Annotated in this window: 14 protein-coding genes; 7 read left to right on the top strand and 7 right to left on the bottom strand. The window is 69.2% G+C overall.

Annotated elements, in window-relative coordinates:
• Positions 1-50: 50 nt before the first annotated feature.
• From ybgC to IE266_RS05980, 3 genes are read right to left on the bottom strand one after another with little or no spacing between them, the layout of a single operon-like run.
• Positions 51-452: a tol-pal system-associated acyl-CoA thioesterase gene (gene ybgC, locus IE266_RS05990; RefSeq protein WP_189679124.1), complete on the bottom strand. Its 402-nt coding sequence runs from the start codon at positions 450-452 to the stop codon at positions 51-53.
• A 47-nt stretch (positions 453-499) separates the two neighbouring features.
• Positions 500-1,030, bottom strand: a complete 531-nt coding sequence (gene thpR / locus IE266_RS05985; RefSeq protein WP_189679123.1) for an RNA 2',3'-cyclic phosphodiesterase — start codon at positions 1,028-1,030, stop codon at positions 500-502.
• Positions 1,030-1,647, bottom strand: coding sequence for a hypothetical protein (locus IE266_RS05980; RefSeq protein WP_189679122.1), 618 nt, complete (start codon positions 1,645-1,647; stop codon positions 1,030-1,032). Before IE266_RS05980 ends, thpR begins: the two co-directional genes overlap by 1 nt.
• 153 nt (positions 1,648-1,800) lie before the next feature.
• Between IE266_RS05980 and IE266_RS05975 the strand changes: the two genes are divergently transcribed.
• The 3 genes from IE266_RS05975 to IE266_RS05965 all read left to right on the top strand — a co-directional run bounded on the left by IE266_RS05975 (position 1,801) and on the right by IE266_RS05965 (position 3,788).
• Entirely contained in the window at positions 1,801-2,421 is a 621-nt protein-coding gene (locus IE266_RS05975) for a MarC family protein (RefSeq protein ID WP_189679121.1), read from the top strand.
• A gap of 39 nt (positions 2,422-2,460) precedes the next feature.
• On the top strand, positions 2,461-3,042 hold the full coding sequence (locus IE266_RS05970; protein ID WP_189679120.1) for a retropepsin-like aspartic protease family protein: 582 nt from the start codon (positions 2,461-2,463) through the stop codon (positions 3,040-3,042).
• A 74-nt stretch (positions 3,043-3,116) separates the two neighbouring features.
• Positions 3,117-3,788 carry a dienelactone hydrolase family protein gene (locus IE266_RS05965; RefSeq protein WP_189679119.1) on the top strand — a complete coding sequence of 224 codons (672 nt, stop codon included), beginning with the start codon at positions 3,117-3,119 and terminating at the stop codon, positions 3,786-3,788.
• On the opposite strand, the gene IE266_RS05960 is transcribed toward IE266_RS05965, so the two are convergent.
• Positions 3,785-4,624 (bottom strand): VOC family protein, encoded by an 840-nt coding sequence (locus tag IE266_RS05960; RefSeq protein WP_189679118.1) that lies wholly within the window; start codon positions 4,622-4,624, stop codon positions 3,785-3,787. The two genes, IE266_RS05965 and IE266_RS05960, sit on opposite strands and share 4 nt — an antisense overlap.
• 124 nt (positions 4,625-4,748) lie before the next feature.
• Here IE266_RS05960 and IE266_RS05955 point away from each other — a divergent pair, with 124 nt between their 5' ends.
• Positions 4,749-5,777: an aldo/keto reductase gene (locus IE266_RS05955; protein ID WP_189679117.1), complete on the top strand. Its 1,029-nt coding sequence runs from the start codon at positions 4,749-4,751 to the stop codon at positions 5,775-5,777.
• A 152-nt stretch (positions 5,778-5,929) separates the two neighbouring features.
• On the opposite strand, the gene IE266_RS05950 is transcribed toward IE266_RS05955, so the two are convergent.
• The 3 genes from IE266_RS05950 to IE266_RS05940 all read right to left on the bottom strand — a co-directional run bounded on the left by IE266_RS05950 (position 5,930) and on the right by IE266_RS05940 (position 10,005).
• On the bottom strand, positions 5,930-7,666 hold the full coding sequence (locus tag IE266_RS05950) for an OmpA family protein (RefSeq protein WP_229863907.1): 1,737 nt from the start codon (positions 7,664-7,666) through the stop codon (positions 5,930-5,932).
• Between the two features lie 100 nt (positions 7,667-7,766).
• The gene (locus IE266_RS05945; RefSeq protein ID WP_189679116.1) at positions 7,767-9,023 is read right to left on the bottom strand and encodes a vWA domain-containing protein; all 1,257 of its coding nucleotides are present in this window, start codon (positions 9,021-9,023) and stop codon (positions 7,767-7,769) included.
• A gap of 73 nt (positions 9,024-9,096) precedes the next feature.
• The gene (locus tag IE266_RS05940) at positions 9,097-10,005 is read right to left on the bottom strand and encodes an AAA family ATPase (RefSeq protein ID WP_189679115.1); all 909 of its coding nucleotides are present in this window, start codon (positions 10,003-10,005) and stop codon (positions 9,097-9,099) included.
• Between the two features lie 202 nt (positions 10,006-10,207).
• On the opposite strand from IE266_RS05940, the gene IE266_RS05935 reads away from it, so the two are divergent.
• From IE266_RS05935 to IE266_RS05925, 3 genes are read left to right on the top strand one after another with little or no spacing between them, the layout of a single operon-like run.
• The gene (locus IE266_RS05935; protein ID WP_189679476.1) at positions 10,208-11,239 is read left to right on the top strand and encodes a glycosyltransferase family 2 protein; all 1,032 of its coding nucleotides are present in this window, start codon (positions 10,208-10,210) and stop codon (positions 11,237-11,239) included.
• A complete protein-coding gene (locus IE266_RS05930) occupies positions 11,236-11,865 on the top strand; it encodes a sulfotransferase family protein (RefSeq protein ID WP_189679114.1) in 630 nt (209 codons plus the stop codon). The genes IE266_RS05935 and IE266_RS05930 overlap by 4 nt, the downstream gene beginning before the upstream one ends.
• Complete coding sequence (locus IE266_RS05925) at positions 11,862-14,174, top strand: glycosyltransferase family 2 protein (RefSeq protein WP_189679113.1); 2,313 nt, start codon at positions 11,862-11,864, stop codon at positions 14,172-14,174. Before IE266_RS05930 ends, IE266_RS05925 begins: the two co-directional genes overlap by 4 nt.
• Positions 14,175-14,178: the final 4 nt, after the last annotated feature.

The following is a 14,178-nucleotide window of genomic DNA, read 5'->3' as shown; positions in this document are numbered from 1 at the left end:
CTGAATCTACCCGAGCCGCAAGTCAATTACCATGACCCTCGCGTGGGCGGTCACGAATGTTTCAACAATGCGCGAATCTCTGCCGGAAGCCGCACCGGACGCCCCTCGGCGGTCATGCAGACGGCGGTGACGCTGGCGGAGAAGAGCACCTCTTCGCCGCGCCGCACCACCTGGTCCATCACCAGTCGCGCCCCGCTGAGCGAGGCAACCGAGGTCTCGACCACCAGCGCATCGTCGAAACGGGCCGGCGCGAGGTAGTCGCATTCGATCCGCCGCACCACCCAGACGAACCCGGCATCGCGCATGGCGTTCTGGTCGTTGCCGAGGTTGCGTACCCAGTCGCTGCGCGCCCGCTCGATGAACCGCAGGTAGTTGGCGTGATAGACCACGCCGCCCATGTCGGTGTCCTCGTAATAGACGCGGACGGGGAAGAGATGCTGCGGACTGCTCATGCCGGCACGCTATGCGGAACGCGGGCGGGCTTCAAGGCGGGCGGGCTTCAAGGATAGCTCGCAAGCATCTCGTGGCGCGCGCCGTCGCGGTGCAGGTCCGAACGGTAGAGAGCGAAGCCCTCGACCGGGAAGGGAAACAGCGCGGCATCGCCATGCGCCTGCAGGTAGCGCCCGAGGCGCGCCAGCTCTTCGAGGCCGGGCCGGTTGAAGCGCGCCAGCGTCACATGCGGCGTGAAGCGCGCGCGAGGCAGCTCGATCCCGGCGCGTCGGACCGCCCGCATCACCGCCTGCTGCAACTCCTTCAGCCCCTCGCCCTGCCCCCGGATGAACAGCACCGTCGGCTGCGCGCCGCCAAAGATGTCGACCCCGGCGAGGCGCAATTCGAAGGGCGCGAAGGCGATGGTTTCCAGCTCCTCGTGCAGCGCCTCCAGCGCCGCGCGGTCGGTCTCGCCGAGGAAAGCCAGCGTCAGGTGCAGGTTCTCTTCCGGCACCGGCCGGCCCGCCCGCAGCGGCTCCTGCAGGGCGGTCAGGCCCGGCAGCACCGCCTCGGGCATCGGAATGGCGATGAAGGCGCGCATCAGCGCGCCATGCGCGCCGCCAGCCGCAGCGCGTGGGACGGATCGCGCGCCGCGTCGGGCAGGACCGGGTCATAGGCCGCGCGGATCACCTCGGCGATCTCGGGGCGCAGGATGGTCCGCCCGCCTGCGATGGCGAGCGGCGAGACTTCGGCAAAGGCCGCCTCGGACCAGCAGAGGATCGCCTGCACTACCTCGCTCAGCGCCAGGTCCTCGGCCGGCATCTCGGCCAGATCGCCGCCCATGCGCAGGAAGACGAAGGCCGCCCGGATCGCGCCAGCGTCGTCGAAGCGGAACACGCGGTAGCGTTCCGCCCCCTCCTCGGCCAGCCGTCCGGCCAGCGCCGCGATGCCCGGCAGCAGCCGGTCGAGTTCCGGCACCGTGGCCAGTTCCGACCAGTCGCGCAGGAAGAAGACCATGCAATTGGCGCCCAGTTCCGGATCGCGCTCGGCCATGCGGTGGCCGGCCAGGCTCACCACCGCCTCGAAGGCGCCCTTGACCACCGCGAGCGTGGCATCCTCGACTCCGAAGACCACCGGCGCGATCGGATGCGCCCAGCGGGCGAAACGATAATCGCCGCTGGAGCCGGTGAAGAGCTGTTCGATCTCGGAAGGTGTCACGGCCGCGCCCCCTGCTGTTCTCGGGGCTCCGGCATAGCCCCTGCCGCCGCGCGCCGCAATGGCACAGCCCGCGCCCGTGCCGGGTGTGCGGCGCGATCCTTTCTGCTAGGCTCGACCGCGAATCCCGCGACCAAGGCCAGCCCGAACCCCTTCATGGACACCGCCTTTCTCGTCACAGCCTTCGTCACCATGTTCGTGGTGATCGACCCGCCGGGGCTGGCGCCGCTGTTCCTGGTGCTGACCCAGGGGATGAGCGCCGGGCACCGCCGGGCCATCGCGCTGCGCGCCTGCGCCGTCGCCATCGGCGTGCTCGCGCTCTTCGCCGCCTTCGGCGAGGCGGTACTCGGCTTCGTCGGCATCTCGATGCCCGCCTTCCGCGTGGCGGGCGGCATCCTGCTGTTCCTCACCGCGCTCGACATGCTGTTCGAACGCCGCACCAAGCGGCGCAAGGACCAGACCGACGAACACCCCGAAGACCCCTCGGTCTTCCCCCTCGCCGTGCCGCTGATCGCCGGGCCGGGCGCCATCGCCTCGATGATCCTGCTGGCCGGGCAGAAACCCGGCTGGGAAGGTTTCGGATACGCCATCGTGGTCATGGTCGCGGTCATGGCGGTGGCGATGCTCTTCCTCGAACTCTCCTCGCTGATCGAACACGCGCTCGGCAAGACCGGCATCAACGTGGTGACCCGCCTGCTCGGAATGCTGCTCGCCGCCCTCTCGGTGCAATTCGTGCTCGACGGTCTGCGCGCCTTCGGCTTTGCCTCGCCGGGCTGAGCCCCTATATCCGCAGGGAACGCCCCCAGGAGCCCCGCGATGAGCAGCGAAGACACCGGACGCCTGATCTACCTGGTCATCCTCGCCTGCGTCGTGGGCTTCTGGTTCTTCGTGCAGAACCGCGACTCGCTGAACAAGAAGCTGCAGCAGGCCTCGGTCTGGGGGCTGATCTTCGTCGGCACCATCGCCGGCTTCGGCCTCTGGGGCGATATCCGGCAGAACTCGGCCTATATCGCCTCGGTCGATGCCGAGGCCGGCAGCATCACCGTGCCGCGCGCCCGCGACGGGCATTACTACCTGACGCTCAAGCTCAACGACAAACCGGTGCGCTTCGTGATCGACACCGGCGCCAGCGATATGGTGCTGCGCCGCGAGGATGCCGAGGCCGCCGGGATCGACCTCGCCGCCATCAGCTTCCACCGCTCGGCGATGACCGCCAACGGCGCGGTGCGGGTGGCGCCGGTCACGCTCGACAGCGTCGCCATCGGCGACATCACCGACCGCAACGTGCGCGCCAGCGTCAACGACGGGGTGATGGATTCCTCGCTGCTGGGCATGTCCTACCTGCAACGCTACTCACGCATCGAGATCGCCGGGGGCAAGCTGGTGCTGACCCGCTGAGCCATCCCCCCGTTGAACCCGGCGCAAAATCGGTGTCTGCTCGCACCGGCGTTCGACATGAGGGGAGTGACGCGATGGGAGAGCAGATCCGCCTGAAGGCGGCCGACGGTTTCGAACTCGGCGCCTGGCTGGCGCGGCCCGAGGGGCTGGGCAAGGGCGCCATCGTCGTGGTGCAGGAGATCTTCGGCGTAAACGCCCATATCCGCGAGCTCTGCGACCGTTTCGCCGCCGCCGGCTACGCCGCCTGCGCCCCGGCGCTCTTCGACCGCACCGATCCCGGCTTCGAATGCGGCTATACCCCCGAGGATATCGCCCGCGCCCGCCAGGTGATGAACAAGGGCGATATCTCGACCTACCTGCTCGACGTCGCCGCCGCCCGCGACGCGCTCACCGGCTACAGCCCGGTCTCGATCACCGGCTTCTGCCTCGGCGGCTCGGTCGCCTTTGCCGCCGCCGCAAGGCTCGACGGCTTCCTCTGCTCGATCCCCTTTTACGGCGGCCGCATCGCCGCGATGAAGGACGAGGCGCCGCGCTGCCCGATGATGATGTATTTCGGCACCCAGGACCAGTCGATCCCGATGAGCGACGTCGAGGCGATCCGCGCCGCCCGCCCCGAGTCGACCATCCACGTGGTCGAGGCCGGCCACGGCTTCATGTGCGACCATCGCGCCAGCTACGCGCCCGAGGTGGCGGCGAAGGCCTGGAACGAAACCATCGCCATGCTCGACCGGCTGACCGGGAACTAGCGCTCGAAGATCCAGGCCCCGCGCCCCAGCGCGGGGTCGAAAGGCACCACCAGCACGGCCCCCTCGCGCCGGGCCTCCAGCCCGGCCGCCAGCGCGCGCCGCTCCATCCCGTCGAGGTCTTCGACCCCGATCCGCAAGGCGGCAAAGGCCGCGCGGCCGGTCTCCAACGCCTGCCCGGTCAGCACAAGCGCCTCTCCCTCGGGCAGGAAATCCAGCGCCCCGCCCGCCAGCCCCTGGCCCAGCACCCGCGCGAAACGGGCGCGCGCCTCCGCCGGGTCGGGGGCCGAGACCACCAGCCCGCGCAGCGCCCGCGCGCCGTTGGGATGTGTCATCCAGCGCGGCTGCCAGAGCGCGCCGGGGTTGTGATGCGTCACGATCTGCACCCGCCCCTCGGGCATCGCCCCCTCGGCCAGCCGCGCCACGGTAAAGGCCGCGCGCTCCTCGCCCTCCGGCGTGGCCACCATGCGCGAGAAATGCACCAGCGGCCGCATCGCCACCCCCGCCGCCGTCAGCCGCGCGTGATCCGACGCCGCGTCGATTGACCCGAAAGCCGCAAGGTGCAGCCCGGCCCGCCGCTCCAGCGCGGCGCGGAACTCGCGCCCGAGCGCGGTGTCGGCGGTATGCAGCAGGAACTCCAGGTAGCCCTGCCCCAGCATCACGCAGATATTCCCCGTGCCGGTCAGCCGCGCCTGGCCGGTCTCCGGGTCGGGCGCGACCTGCGCCGAGAAGGGCGTCACGCTGAACCCCAGCGCCTCCAGCGCGCGCCGCGCCGCCGCCTCTTCGGCGATGAAATGGCCGGAGTGATCCAGCGTCAGCTCACCCGTCTGTCCTGTCATGTCCACTCTCCTGTCCGGCGACCTTAGCCGGATGCCGCCCACCGCCAAGGGCGAAAACGGCGCGCGCCGCGTTGCCCCCGCCGCCGCCTTCCGCTTAACTCGCCGCAGCAAGGGGGAGGCATTCATGGCACTGGCGACACGGCACTGGGACAGGCTCGGCAATGGCGGGCTGACCTTCACCGAGCTCGGCTTCGGCACCGCGCCGCTCGGCAATCTCTACCGCGCGATCTCCGACGCCGAGGCCGACGCCATCCTCGCCCGCGCCTGGGAGGCCGGGGTGCGCTATTACGACACCGCGCCGCTCTACGGCTTCGGCCTGTCGGAAACCCGGCTAAACCGCTTCCTCCGCGACAAGCCGCGCGGCGATTACCTGCTCTCGACCAAGGTGGGCCGCCTGCTCGAACCCTGCCGCCCCGAGGCACGCAGCGGCATCGGCAAGTGGTTCGAGGTGCCCAACCGCCGCGAGGTCTACGACTATTCCTACGATGGGGTGATGCGCTCGGTCGAACACTCCTTCGAACGGCTCGGCGTCGACCGGATCGACATCCTCTTCGTGCATGACCTCGACGTGCCGAACCAGGGCAGCCGCGCCAATGTCGAGGCCAAGCTCGCCCAGCTCATGGCCGGCGGCTACCACGCGCTGGAGCGGCTGCGGAATGAAGGCGCGATCCGCGCCTTCGGCGCCGGGGTCAACGAATGGCAGGTCTGCCAGCAGATGGCCGAGCGCGGCGATTTCGACCTCTTCCTGCTCGCCGGGCGCTACACGCTGCTGGAGCAGGAGGCGCTCGACAGCTTCCTGCCGCTCTGCGAGGCGCGCGGCATCGGCATCGTCATCGGCGGGCCCTACAACTCGGGCATCCTCGCCACCGGAGCGCGCCCCGGCGCCTTCTACAACTACGACCCCGCCCCGCCCGAGATCCTCGACCGCGTGGCCCGGATCGAGGCGGTCTGCGCGGCGCATGGGGTACGCATGGTCGACGCCGCCTTCCGCTTTCCATTGCACCACCCCGCGGTGCTCTCGGTCATTCCCGGCGGGCAGGGCCTGTCCGAGATGGACTCGAACCTCGCCGCCCATACCGCGACCCTCCCGCCGGCGCTCTGGCAGGAGCTGCGCGAGAAGGGCCTGTTGCGGCCCGACGCCCCCACCGGGTGACGTGCACGAACGTGTCCCGGAAAGTCACTCACGAAAAACCAAATAGAATCAGCCACTTGAAAAGTGTCCCAGCTGGGACACCCTGAAACGCCCCCTCGAAACGCAAAAAGGCCGCCCCCGAAGGAGCGGCCTTTCCCTGCTCTTCCCCTGCTTCAATTCAGCAGCGGCGTGATCCGTCGAACCGCGACGCGGCGGTTGGCTTCCTCGGCGGTATAGGTCGGCACCTTGAGGTCGGCCTCGCCATAGCCCTGCACCACCAGGTTCTCCGGCGGCACCTGGAAATACTGGCTCAGCGCCAGCGCCACCGTCTCGGCCCGCCGGTCCGACAGGGCGAGGTTCATCTCGGCGCTGCCGATGGCGTCGGTATGGCCCTCGACCAGGAAGACCTCGGCCGGGTTGGCCTGGATCGCCGACCGGATCGCCGCGCCCAGCGCCGCGAGGTTCTGCGCCTGCTCGGGCCGGATCGCCGCCGACCCGGTGTTGAACCGCAGGTTCTCCACCGCGATTTCCGGCACCAGCCGGCGCACGGCGTCGATGTTCCGCACCTGGGCCAGCGAGAAGCTGTGCGAATAGGGGTTCGACCCCGTCGCCAGCATCGCCGCCTGCAGGTCCGAGGCGCTCACCGAGTCGTTGTATTCGAAGGTATTGCGGTTCACCTGCGGCAGCTGCGAGACCACCACCGGCGGGCGCACCTGGGTGTCGTCGAACAGCCGCACCTCGCGCCCGTCCGCCAGCACCTTGGTGCGGCGCAGCACGCGGCCGTCGGCGGCGCGAATGGTCACCACCTGGCTGCCGTCCTGGTTGATGACGCGGGTGCGGGTCGACCCGTCCGAGAAGGTCTCGGTCTTCACCTGCGCGCCGGGCTGGCGCAGCAGCACGTCGTCATCCTTGAGCACGCGATAGCCGTCATCGGTCTCGACGATCACCCGGTCGCCAGAGTTCGAGACCACCTTGTCGCCGTTCTTCAGCAACTGGCCCACGGCCAGCGCGCCAAGTCCGAGGATCGCCGCCTTCTCAAGGTTCGACAGCCCCTTCTTCTCGGTTGCGACCGGCGCGGTGGCGAACTCCTGGTCGGCCTGGCGCACCTCGTTCTCGGTGACCGTCTCGGTGGTCACTTCGCCCTGGGTCTGGCTGTTGGCCTCGACCTGGGCTGCCTGCTGCTGCTGTTCCGCAGCGGCATCGGCCTGGGCCTGCGCATCGGCCGGCAGCACGTTGCCCTCGGACCTGGCCGCCTGACGGGCGGCCTGCCGCTCGGCCTTGCGCTGCGCCTTGCGTTCGGCGCGCTTCTGCTCCTCCATCTCAGCCTTCTGCACGGCCGCCGGATCCTGAGTGGTGGTTTCGGTCTGCGCGGTGGTGTTCACCTGCGTGTCGGTCTGGGTCTGCGTCTGCGCGGTCACCGGCGGCGTGGCCGGCGCCGGTTGCTGCGCGGCAGGAGCAGGCGGAGGCGTCACCGGCGCCGGCTGCTGCGTCGCGGCCTGCGTCTGCGTGTCGGTCTGCACCTGCGCGCCACCCTGGACCTGCGTGTTGGTCTGGGCCTGCGTGTCGGCCTGCGGGGCCGGCTGGGTCTGAGCCTGCTCGGCCGCCTTGGCCGCCTGACGTTCCGCCTTTTTCTCGGCCTGGCGTTCGGCCTTCTTCTCGGCCTTGCGCGTGTCCTTCAGCTCGGACTTGATCGCCTCCAGCTTCTCGGCCTTCTCGGCTTCCGACAGCGTGGAATCCTGCCGCACCAGCACCTGCAGGTCCTTCAGTTCTTCAAGGCTGAGGTCGGCAAGCTGGTCGACGGTGAAATTCACGTCGAGGTTCGCCGCCTGCGCCAGCGTCATCGCGGGCGAGGTCAGCACCATGGACGCGGCGGTCATCAGCGCGGTGGTCGATTTCAGAAAGCGATTCATAGCTCTCCCTTCCTTTCCACATACTTGGGTCGCGGAGATAACGCATATGGGCGTCCTCCGGTTGCACGGCAAATAGGCAACCGAGGCTTACAGGCGGCTTTCAGCCACCGAGCATCGCCATGAGCCGCGCCTTCTCGCCCAGGTCGTCGGTGCGCGAGATCACCCGCGCCAGGTCCTCGAGCGAGGCCACCGAATGGCCCGCGCGGAAGCTGTCGACATGGGGCAGCATGGCGGCGATCCCGCGCGCCCTGGGGGCGAAGCCATCCCAGCGCAGCAGCGGGTTCAGCCAGATCAGCCGGCGCGCCGAAAGATGCAGCCGCTCCATCTCGCGCGCCAGGGCGTCCGGGTCCTCGCGGTCGAGCCCGTCGGTGATGAGCAGCACCACCGCGCCCTGCCCCATCACCCGGCGCGACCAGTCGCGGTTGAAGGCGTGCAGGCACGACCCGATCCGCGTACCGCCCTCCCAGTCCTGCGCCTCGGCCCCCGCCGCCGCCAGCGCCGCGTCGACATCGCGCTGGCGCAGGTGGCGGGTGATATTGGTCAGCCGCGTGCCGAAGGTGAAGGCGTGGACCTTGGCCCAGCCCTGCCCCCTGGCGTTCGAGACCGCATGCAGGAAGTGCAGCACCATCCGCGAATACTGGCTCATCGAGCCGGAGATATCGCAGAGCACCACCAGGTTCGGCCATTTCGGCCGGGGCGTCAGCCGCGCGATATCGCGGATCTCGCCGCCCTGCCGCATCGAGGCGCGCAGGGTGCGGCGCCAGTCGATGCGTCGCCCGTCGAGCGCCGGCATCCCCCGGCGCGAAGGGATCGGCTTCACCGGCAGGCTGAGGCGGGCCAGCATCCGCTTGGCGGCGGCGATCTCGGCGGTGCTCATCTGCTCGAAGTCGAGGGTGCGCAGGCGTTCCTCCCCGGACATGGTGGCCGAGGCATCGACCTCGATGGTGGTCTGATCCTCGCCCGCCTCGGGTTCCGGCCCCTCGGGCAGCATCCCGTCGAGCAGCGCCTCTGCCGCGCGTTTCTCGGCGGCTTCCGTGCGCCGCTCCTCCTGCACACCGCGGATCGCCGGCAGCATCATCGCCATCATGTGCTCGAGGTAGCGCGGGTCGCGCCAGTAGAGGCGGAAGACCTGGGCAAAGACCGCGCGATGCTCGGGCCGGTTCACGAAACAGGCGTGCAGCACCCAGTAGAAATCGCGTTTCTCGGTGAAGCCCGCCGCCGCCACCGCCCTTATCGCGTCGATCACCCGGCCGGGGCCGATCGGCAGACCGGCCTTCCTGAGCGCCCGCGCGAAATGGGTGATATTGGCGGTGAGTTTCGGGTTGTCGGGGAGCGAGAGCGGGAGGTGTTCGGCCATCAGACGCGGCAGGGGCGCTGCCCCCGCACCCCCGGAGGTATTTGGGAAGAAGAGAAGCAGGGAAGGCGCGCGCTCATGCCGGTTCGAGCGATTGCTTCGCCTCGTCGAGGATCCGCTTGGCCTCGGAGCCCTGCAGCTTCTGGATGTCGTCCTGGTATTTCAGGATCGCCCCCAGCGTGTCGGCGATCACCTCGGGCGAGAGCGTCAGCACGTCGAGCGCGAGCAGGCACTTGGCCCAGTCGATGGTCTCGGCGACGCCGGGCTTCTTGAACAGGTCCTCGGTGCGCAGCTTCTGCACGAAGGCCACCACCTCGCGGCTGAGGGTCTCGGCGGCCTCGGGGGCGCGGGCGCGGATGATCGCCATCTCGCGCTCGAAATCGGGGTAGTCGACCCAGTGGTAGAGGCAGCGCCGTTTCAGCGCGTCATGCACCTCGCGGGTGCGGTTCGAGGTGAGGATGACGATGGGCGGCTCGGGCGCCTTGATGGTGCCGAGTTCGGGGATCGTCACCTGGAAGTCGCTGAGCGCTTCAAGCAGGAAGGCCTCGAAGGGTTCGTCGGTGCGGTCGAGCTCGTCGATCAGCAGCACCGGCGCGCCGTGCTCGTCGGGGCGCATCGCCTGCAGCAGCGGGCGCTCGATCAGGTAGTCGGGGCCGAAGAGTTCGCGGTTCAGGAGTTCGCGGTCGGCGTTGCCGCTCGCCTCGGCGGTGCGGATCGCCACCATCTGCGCAGCGAAGTTCCACTCGTAGACCGCGCTCGCCGCGTCCAGCCCCTCGTAGCACTGCAGCCGGATCAGCCTCCGGTTCAGCCCCGCCGCCAGCGCCTTGGCGATCTCGGTCTTGCCAACCCCGGCCTCGCCCTCGAGGAACAGCGGCCGCCCCAGTTTCAGCGAGAGGAACACCACCGTGGCCAGCGCCCGGCCGCAGACATAGCCCTGGCTGCCCAGCATCGCCTGAACGGCGTCGATCGACTCCAGCTGCGTCATGTTCCCTCCCGCTTTGGCCCAGAGGACACGGAACGCATGGCCCCGTCAACCGTGCCCGCGAGGCCACGCCGGGGCGCGCCTTGGTTGACGGATTCAGGCGGAAATGCCATCAATCGAACAGATAAAGGCGCCAACCCCGTGGTTGAACATGGGCAATGAAGCGCGGCAGGCGGACAAGATGGTGAAGCAGGAGCGTGACGGGTTGCGGATCACCGCCGTGACCTGCGTCAAGAACGAGGGGCCGTTCCTGCTGGAATGGATCGCCTTCAACCGCCTGATCGGCGTCACCGGCTTTCTGTTCTACTCCAACGACTGCACCGATGGCACCGATCTGTTGCTCGACGCGCTGGCTGCGCGCGGGCTGGTCAGCCACCTGCCCAACCCCGCCGAGGGGCGCAACTTCCAGATGGAGGCGCTGAAGGACGCGCGCCGCCAGCAGGTGGTGCGCGAGGCCGACTGGGTCTGGGTCGCCGATGTGGACGAGTTCCTGAACATCCACGCGGGCGACCATACCATCCCCGCGCTGATCGCGGCCTGCGGCGATCCGCAGGCGATCTCGGTCAGCTTCCAGTTCTTCGCCAACGATGGGGTCGAGGGGTTCGAGGACCGCCCGGTGATCGCCCAGTTCGACCGCTCGCACAATCCCGACATCTGGTGCGGCGACCTGGCGATCGAGGTCAAGTCTCTGGTGCGCAAGGACTTTCCCCTGCAATACTACGGCGCGCACCGGCCCTTCTTCAAATCCGACCTGCCGGCGCGGCGGCAGCCGCGGTGGACCGACGGCTCGGGCCGCGCGGTGCCGCAGAAATTCCTGCTGGCCGCCAACCCGCGCCGCATCCGCAAGTTCCCGGCCCAGGGCGCGCGCGATTTCGCCACGCTGAACCATTACGCCCTGCGCAGCCTCGACAGCTACCTGGTCAAGACCGACCGCGGCGACGTCAACCGCGAGAACCGCGCCTTCGACGACACCTACTGGCGCGAGCGCAACGACCCGGCGCATGAGGACACCAGCATTCGCCGCTACCTCCCCGCGCTTCAGAGCGCCCTCGCCGAGCTGAAGGCCGACCCGGAGATCGCCGCGCTGCACGACGCCTGCGTCGCTGCCCATATCCGCCGCCGCGACGCGCTGCTGGCGCAGGACGACTACCGCGCGATGCAGGCGCAGCTGCGCGCCGCCCCCGCACTGCCGCCGCAGGAAAGCGCTATGCTGCAAGCGCTGGGGCTGGCCCCGTGACGCTGGTGGCGGTGAACCTCGGCCTGCCCAAGTCGGGCACCACGACGCTGGCCAAGGCGCTGCGCATGGCCGGGCTCAATGTCGCCGACCACCGCCTGCGCGGGCGCAACGCGGCCGAACCGGGGCAGAAGGGCCTCTATGTCGCCGAGCTGCTTTACCGGGGCTATTTCCAGACCGGCGATCCCGCGGCCTTGCTGCCCAACGTGCAGGCCATCTCGGAGATGAGCATGCTGCACGACGGGCTGTCGGTCTGGCCGCAGACCGACCTGGCGCTGATCCGGGCGATCCGGGACCATAACCCCGGCGTCCGCTTCCTGGCGTCGCGCCGCGATGCCTTCGCCATGTCGCAATCGATGCTGGCCTGGTCCAACCTCGGCACCACGCGCCTGCCGGCCAGCAACATTCCGGGCCTGCCCGTCGGCTTTGGCGAGACCAGCAAGGAGCGCGAGATCTGGATCGAGGGGCATTACGCCACCCTGGCCGAGGCCTTCGCGGGCCGCGACGACTATCTCGAATTCGACGTGGCCAACCCCGAGGCCCCCGCCCGCATCGCCGCCTTCCTCGGCCGTGACCTGCCCTGGTGGGGCCATCTGAACGCCAACCGGCTGAGCGAGACCGCGCGGTGAGGATCTGGCTGCACATCGGCTTCGAGCAGACCGGCAGCGCGCGCCTGCAGCAGGTGCTCGACGACAAGCGCGACAAGCTGATCGGCAAGGGTATCCTGTTCCCGCGCAGCACCGGGGCGAAGAACGACACCCGGCTGTTCATGGCGGTGACCGACCCCGACCATGTCGACTCGCTGCGCTTCTCGCGCGGCTTTTCCGACCCCGCCAGGCAGGCCGCCATGCGCGCCGCGCTGGTGGAGGACCTGCGCCGCGAGATCGAGCAGCACCAGCCGCACACGCTGATCCTCTCGGCGGCGCAGTTGGGCGCCTCGCTCTACCGGGCCTCGGAGCTTGACCGCCTGCACGGGCTGCTTGGCGCCTTGTCGGACGATATCCGCATCCTTGCCCATGTCGACGAGCCGGCCCGCCTGCTGGCCCGGCACTATGCGGCCCAGGTCTTCGAGGGGCGCAGCCTGCCGCTCGACCGCGAACTGGCGGGGGCGGGGGCGGCGGACTGGTGGCAGGCCTGCGTCGCGGCGATGCCTACCATCGACCCGGCCCTCGGACAATTCGAAGAGACCCAGGGCGCGCCCTTCTGGCTCGACTATGCCGCGCTGGTCCAGTTCTGGGAGGGGCGGTTCGGCGCAGGCACGGTCTCGCTGCGTCCCTATGATCCCACCGTTTTCGCCTCGGAAACCTTCACCGACGAGATCCGGGAGTGTTTCCCGATCGAAGGCTCAATCGGCAAGGCCGCCGCCGCCGCGCCGGACCCCGAGGTTTCTGCCGCCTGGACCGCCCGCGCCCGCCAGCTGAACGCCCTGCTGATCCGCGTGCTGGAGCGGGGCGAGCATCACCTGCCGCGCCCGCTGTGGCGCAGCTTCATGTCGGAACTGCGGGTGCCCGGCGCGCCGATCGATCCTGGATCGCTGTCGGCCATCTCGCGCCGGCTGGCCCTGGCCGACCGTTTCCCGGCGCTGGCCGGGCTCAAGACCCCTGCGCCACAGCCCGACTGGACCGAGGCCGACCCGACCAACGGGTTCCGCGCCTCGCAATACCTGCTGGCCTTCCTCTACCGGATCGAGCGGGCCACCAAGGCCGAGGCCGAAGCCCGCGCCGCGCCGCGCCCGGCCCGGCCGGCCGAGGCCATCAGCGCCGAGGCCAGGGCACTGATGCCGCCCCAGGCGCTGGCGAATTTCGAGAAGCTGCGCCGCTCGCCCTATGCGCCGCACAACGCCCTCGGATCCCTGGACGAGGAGGCCGCCGCCGCCCCCTATGCCCCCGCCCCTCCTCGCATTCTCGCGCCGGGGTCGAGCGGCAATGTCATCGTCGGCTGCATGAAGAACGAGGCGCCCTATATCGTCGAATGGGTCGCCTATCACCGCGCCATCGGGATAGACAACTTCCTGATCTACACCAATGGATGCGAGGACGGGACGAGCGAAATTCTCGACCGCCTGCAAGAGCTTGGCGTGCTCCAGCACCGCAACAACGACAACTGGAAGGGCAACTCGCCGCAGCAGCACGCGTTGAACAAGGCGCTGAAAGAGCCGGTGATCCGCAACGCCGAGTGGATCATCCATATCGACGTCGACGAGTTTATGAACATCCGCTGCGGCAACGGCACGCTGGACGATTTCTTCGCCCATGCCCCCGAGGCCACCAACGTGGCGATGACCTGGCGGCTGTTCGGCAACAACGGCGTAAAGGCCCTAAGCGACGACTTCGTGATCGACCAGTTCGACGCCTGCGCGCCGAAATACTGCCCCAAGCCGCACACGGTCTGGGGCTTCAAGACCATGTTCCGCAACATCGGCGCCTATGCCAAGATGAGCTGCCACCGGCCCAACAAGCTCTCCGAGGCGTTCCGCGACCGGGTGGTCTGGGTCAACGGCTCGGGCCAGGACATGACCGCCGAGGCCGCCGAGCGCGGCTGGCGCAATTCGACCAAGTCGATCGGCTACGACCTGCTGCAACTCAACCACTACGCCCTGCGCAGCGCCGAGAGCTTCCTCATCAAGCGCCAGCGCGGCCGGGCGCTGCATGTCGACCGCTCGATCGGGCTGAACTACTGGATCCGCATGGACTGGTCGCAGTCGCGCGACATCACCATCAAGCGCAACCTGCCCCGCCTGCGCGCCGAATACGACCGGCTGATGGCCGACCCCAGGCTGCGCACCCTGCACGACAGCGGCCTCGCCTGGCACCGCGCCAAGGCCGATGAACTGCACGCCACCCCGGAATTCCGCGAGCTCTATGAACAGGCGCTGCGGGTCCGGCTCACCGAAACCGAACGCGTCGCCTATGCGCTCGCCCTGGACATGGAAAGCTGACCTG

It is taken from the genome of Seohaeicola zhoushanensis, assembly GCF_014656415.1.
GTDB lineage: Bacteria > Pseudomonadota > Alphaproteobacteria > Rhodobacterales > Rhodobacteraceae > Seohaeicola_A > Seohaeicola_A zhoushanensis.
This window is presented reverse-complemented; position numbering and strand designations above follow the sequence as displayed.

Excerpts from the sequence above, each read along its gene's own strand:
- ybgC (WP_189679124.1), bottom strand. The coding sequence starts at position 452 with ATGAGCAGTCCGCAGCATCTCTTCCCCGTCCGCGTCTATTACGAGGAC.
- thpR (WP_189679123.1), bottom strand. The coding sequence starts at position 1,030 with ATGCGCGCCTTCATCGCCATTCCGATGCCCGAGGCGGTGCTGCCGGGC.
- IE266_RS05975 (WP_189679121.1), top strand. The coding sequence starts at position 1,801 with ATGGACACCGCCTTTCTCGTCACAGCCTTCGTCACCATGTTCGTGGTG.
- IE266_RS05970 (WP_189679120.1), top strand. The coding sequence starts at position 2,461 with ATGAGCAGCGAAGACACCGGACGCCTGATCTACCTGGTCATCCTCGCC.
- IE266_RS05965 (WP_189679119.1), top strand. The coding sequence starts at position 3,117 with ATGGGAGAGCAGATCCGCCTGAAGGCGGCCGACGGTTTCGAACTCGGC.
- IE266_RS05960 (WP_189679118.1), bottom strand. The coding sequence starts at position 4,624 with ATGACAGGACAGACGGGTGAGCTGACGCTGGATCACTCCGGCCATTTC.
- IE266_RS05955 (WP_189679117.1), top strand. The coding sequence starts at position 4,749 with ATGGCACTGGCGACACGGCACTGGGACAGGCTCGGCAATGGCGGGCTG.
- IE266_RS05950 (WP_229863907.1), bottom strand. The coding sequence starts at position 7,666 with ATGAATCGCTTTCTGAAATCGACCACCGCGCTGATGACCGCCGCGTCC.
- IE266_RS05945 (WP_189679116.1), bottom strand. The coding sequence starts at position 9,023 with ATGGCCGAACACCTCCCGCTCTCGCTCCCCGACAACCCGAAACTCACC.
- IE266_RS05940 (WP_189679115.1), bottom strand. The coding sequence starts at position 10,005 with ATGACGCAGCTGGAGTCGATCGACGCCGTTCAGGCGATGCTGGGCAGC.